This window comes from Janibacter sp. CFPM2_SD2, assembly GCF_057364645.1.
The window spans coordinates 1-4,451 of sequence record NZ_JBNFOF010000233.1; the positions used below are offsets into that span (position 1 = coordinate 1).

The 4,451-nt window shown below is 70.7% G+C and carries 4 protein-coding genes; 3 read left to right on the forward strand and 1 reads right to left on the reverse strand.

Annotated features, from left to right (window positions below; genetic code table 11):
* The coding region (locus AC2W7J_RS16165) for an aggregation-promoting factor C-terminal-like domain-containing protein (protein ID WP_485983654.1) at nucleotides 1-675 on the forward strand (675 nt) is incomplete at its 5' end.
* Between the two features lie 254 nt (nucleotides 676-929).
* On the opposite strand, the gene coaA is transcribed toward AC2W7J_RS16165, so the two are convergent.
* A complete protein-coding gene (coaA, locus tag AC2W7J_RS16170; RefSeq protein WP_485983656.1) occupies nucleotides 930-1,886 on the reverse strand; it encodes a type I pantothenate kinase in 957 nt (318 codons plus the stop codon).
* Between the two features lie 59 nt (nucleotides 1,887-1,945).
* On the opposite strand from coaA, the gene glmS reads away from it, so the two are divergent.
* A complete protein-coding gene (glmS, locus tag AC2W7J_RS16175) occupies nucleotides 1,946-3,805 on the forward strand; it encodes a glutamine--fructose-6-phosphate transaminase (isomerizing) (protein ID WP_485983658.1) in 1,860 nt (619 codons plus the stop codon).
* 4 nt (nucleotides 3,806-3,809) lie between these two features.
* A complete protein-coding gene (locus tag AC2W7J_RS16180) occupies nucleotides 3,810-4,163 on the forward strand; it encodes a holo-ACP synthase (RefSeq protein WP_255184190.1) in 354 nt (117 codons plus the stop codon).
* Nucleotides 4,164-4,451: the final 288 nt, after the last annotated feature.

A 4,451-nucleotide genomic window follows, 5' to 3' on the forward strand; every position in this document is an offset into this window, starting at 1 on the left:
GGCGCGACCGTCGCCCTCGGCGACCCGTCTCACGACGCCACGGCCCAGGCCGTCGCCGAGACGACCTCGTCGGCGCCGGCCGTTGACGCCGTGACGGCCGACACCACGCGCCTGGCGGACGACCGCCGCGAGACCAACGTCTCCCGCAGCGCCTCCCGTGAGCAGGACCGCCTCTCGACGGCCGCCGCGAAGAAGAAGGCGGAGGCCCAGAAGGCCGCCAAGGCCAAGGCCGAGGCGAAGAAGAAGGCCGAGGCCAAGCGCAAGGCCGCTGCGGACAAGAAGGCCGCCGCGGAGCGCAAGGCCGAGGAGGAGGAGGCCAAGCCGGTCAGCGAGCGCGAGTTCGCCGACGACGAGATCGCCGCGATCCAGGCCGACCCCGCCCCCTACGGCAAGGAGCTCGCCGCCGAGTACGGCTGGGGCGACGACCAGTGGTCCTGCCTCGTCAGCCTGTGGATCGGCGAGAGCAACTGGGACTACAGCGCGACCAACTCCTCGTCCGGCGCCTACGGCATCCCGCAGTCGCTGCCCGCAAGCAAGATGGCCTCCGCCGGCCCCGACTGGAAGACCAACCCGGTCACCCAGATGGAGTGGGGCATGGACTACATCAAGACCTCCTACGGCGACCCCTGCGGCGCCAAGGCCTTCTGGGACAGCAACGACCCGCACTGGTACTGAGCCACCCGGCACGAAGCCCCCGCGACCAGGAGGTCGCGGGGGCTTCGTCGTTGGCTGGATGGCGCCGGACGAAAGAAGATGTCGGCGCCCGCCGAAGTCCTTCGTTCATCGATGGCCGGCGGTTGTCGTGACTGACTTCGGCTTGATGTGCGCCGACACCATCTTTTGCCCGTCGCTGTCGCCGCCGACGTCACAACCACCCCACCTGATCGGACAGGCAGGCTGGACCACGCGGGCTCGGAGGCGTGGAGGCGCTACAGCTTGCGCAGGCGGATGCGACGGACCTGGTGGTCCGCCCCCTTCGTCAGGACGAGGGTGGCGCGGCCACGGGTCGGCAGGACGTTGTCGAGGAGGTTGGGCTCGTTGATCGTCTCGAAGATGTGCAGGGCGCGAGCGCGGGCCTGCTCGTCGGTGAGCCCGGCGTAGCGGTGGAAGTAGGACGCGGGGTCGGCGAAGGCGGTCTTGCGCAGGCGCAGGAAGCGCTCGACGTACCACTGCCGGATGTCGGCGATGTTGGCGTCGACGTAGACGGAGAAGTCGAAGAAGTCGCTGACGGCCAGGCCGGTGCGCCCGTCGCTGCGGATGCCCGGCGGCTGCAGGACGTTGAGCCCCTCGACGATGAGCACGTCGGGCTGGCGCACGACGATGCGCTCGTCGGGGACGATGTCGTAGGTCAGGTGCGAGTACACCGGGGCGGTGACCTCGGGCTGGCCCGCCTTGATCGCCGAGACGAAGCGCAGCAGCGCCCGCCGGTCGTAGGCCTCGGGGAAGCCCTTGCGCTGGAGCAGGCCACGCCGCTCCAGCTCGGCATTGGGCAGCAGGAAGCCGTCGGTCGTCACGAGCTCGACCTTGGGCGTGTCCGGCCAGCGCTGCATCAGCTCGCGCAGGATGCGGGCGGTCGTCGACTTGCCGACGGCCACGGAGCCTGCGACCCCGATGACGAAGGGGGCCTTGGGCGGGCGTTCGCCGAGAAAGGTCGAGGTGATCCGGTGCAGCCGGGTTGTCGCGGAGACGTAGAAGGTCAGCAGGCGCGAGAGCGGCAGGTAGACCTCCTGGACCTCCTCGAGGTCGATCGGGTCGCTCAGGCCGCGCAGGCGGGCGAGGTCGCTCTCGTCGAGGTTGAGGGGGTGGTTCTCGCGCAGGTGTGCCCAGGCCTGGCGGTCGAGCTCGACGAAGGGGGAGGGCAAGCTCGTCGTGGCGGCGGTGGACACGCACCCCATTGTGTCCCACCTTTTCAGCAGACGGTCACCGGGCGGTTAGCCTGTCCGCCATGTGCGGAATCGTTGGTTACGTCGGCCCCGATGCGGGCGCGCGCCCCCTGGACGTCGTCATGGAGGGCCTGGCCCGCCTCGAGTACCGGGGCTACGACTCGGCGGGTGTCGCCCTCGTCGCCGGTGACGAGGTCTTCACCGAGAAGCGGGCGGGCAAGCTCGAGAACCTGCGCTCGGCCCTCGAGGGCGAGAACGTGCCCGCGGCCGCGACGGCCATCGGTCACACCCGCTGGGCCACCCACGGCGGCCCGACGGACGAAAATGCCCACCCCCACCGCGGTGGCCGGGACGGCAAGCTCGCCGTCGTCCACAACGGCATCGTCGAGAACTTCCACGCCCTCAAGCAGGAGCTGCTCGCGCAGGGCATCGAGTTCACCTCCGAGACCGACACCGAGGTCGCCGCGCAGCTGCTCGCCGCGGCCTTCGCCGAGTCGGGCGACCTCACCGAGGCGATGCGCTCGGTCGTCAACCGCCTCGAGGGCGCCTTCACCCTCCTCGCCGTCCACGCCGACGCCCCGGACACCGTCGTCGCCGCCCGTCGCAACAGCCCGCTCGTCGTGGGTCTGGGCGAGGGCGAGAACTTCCTCGGCTCCGACGTCGCCGCCTTCATCGGCTACACCAAGCAGGCCGTCGAGCTCGACCAGGACCAGATCGTCACGATCACCCCGACCTCGCACACGGTGATGAACTTCGACGGCTCGCCGGCCGAGGGCAAGCCCTACGAGGTGACCTGGGATGCCGCCGCTGCCGAGAAGGGCGGCTACGACACCTTCATGGAGAAGGAGATCAACGACCAGCCGCACGCGGTCGGCGACACCCTCCTCGGGCGCACCGACGCCGACGGCCGTCTCGTCCTCGACGAGCTGCGCATCGACGAGGACCAGCTCAAGCAGGTCGACCGGATCACCATCGTCGCCTGCGGCACCGCCGCCTACGCCGGCATGGTCGCGAAGTACGCCATCGAGCACTGGACCCGCATCCCGGTCGAGGTCTCCCTCGCGCACGAGTTCCGCTACTGCGACCCGATCGTCTCCGAGCGCACCCTCGTCGTCTCGATCAGCCAGTCCGGCGAGACCGCCGACACGGCGATGGCCGTGCGCCACGCCCGCTCGCTCGGCGCGCTCACCGTCTCGGTGTGCAACACGCACGGTGCGACGATCCCGCGCGAGTCCGACGCCGTGCTCTACACGCACGCCGGCCCGGAGATCGCCGTCGCCTCGACGAAGGCCTTCCTCGCGCAGATCACCGCCTGCTACGTCCTGGGCCTCTACCTCGCGCAGCTGCGCGGCGAGACCTACGCCGACGACGCCAAGGCCGTCATGGCCGAGCTGCACGAGGTCCCGGCCAAGATCGAGGCCCTGCTCGGCACGATGGGCCGGGTCGAGGAGATCGCCCGCTTCATGGCCGACACCCGCTCGGTCCTCTTCCTCGGCCGCAACGTCGGCTACCCGATCGCCATGGAGGGCGCGCTCAAGCTCAAGGAGCTCGCCTACATCCACGCCGAGGGCTTCGCCGCGGGCGAGCTCAAGCACGGCCCGATCGCGCTCATCGAGCCCGGTCAGCCGGTCTTCATCGTCGTCCCCGGCCCGGACACCCCCAACGACCTGCACAAGAAGGTCGTCTCCAACATCCAGGAGATCCGCGCCCGCGGTGCCCGCACGCTCGTCATCGCCCAGGAGGGTGACGACGAGGTGCTGCCCTTCGCCGACGAGGTGATCCGGGTGCCGCACACCTCGCCGCTGCTCCAGCCGCTGCTCACCGTCGTGCCGCTGCAGGTCTTCGCCCTGCACCTGTCGACGGCCAAGGGGCTGGACGTCGACCAGCCGCGCAACCTCGCCAAGTCCGTCACGGTCGAGTGACCTCGTGATCGTCGGGGTCGGCATCGACGTCGTCGACATCGCCCGCCTCGGCGAGCGGCTCGAGCGCACCCCCGCGCTGCTCGACCGCGTCTTCACCGCGGCCGAGCGCGACCTGCCGCTGCAGTCGCTCGCCGCGCGCTTCGCCGCCAAGGAGGCGGTCGGCAAGGCCCTGATGACCCCCGGCGACCTGCCCTGGCAGGGCGTCGAGGTCACCAAGGGACGGCACGGCGAACCGGTGCTCGCGATCAGCGGCCGCGTCGCCGAGCGCGCCGAGGAGCTCGGCGCCGACCGCCTGCACATCTCCCTGAGCCACGACGGCGGCATCGCGACGGCGATCGTCGTCGCCGAGACCGCCTGACCCCCCTTCGTCCACCCACCCCATCGCACAAACTGTGGCTGGCTACATCTTGGATCGTCAGCCGCAGCACGTGCTGTGGCCCACGCGCGAAGGTGTAGCCAGCCACAGTTTGTGGGGTGGTGGGGCGGCGAAGGGAGGAGCGGTAGCGTCGTCGGCGTGATCACCGGCTACTCCGCCCCGACCATCCGCGCCGCCGAGGCGGCCCTGCCCGAGCTCCTCGAGAGCGGTGAGCTCATGCAGCGGGCGGCCCGGGGCATCGCGCGCGTGACGGCCGGGCGGATGCGCGAG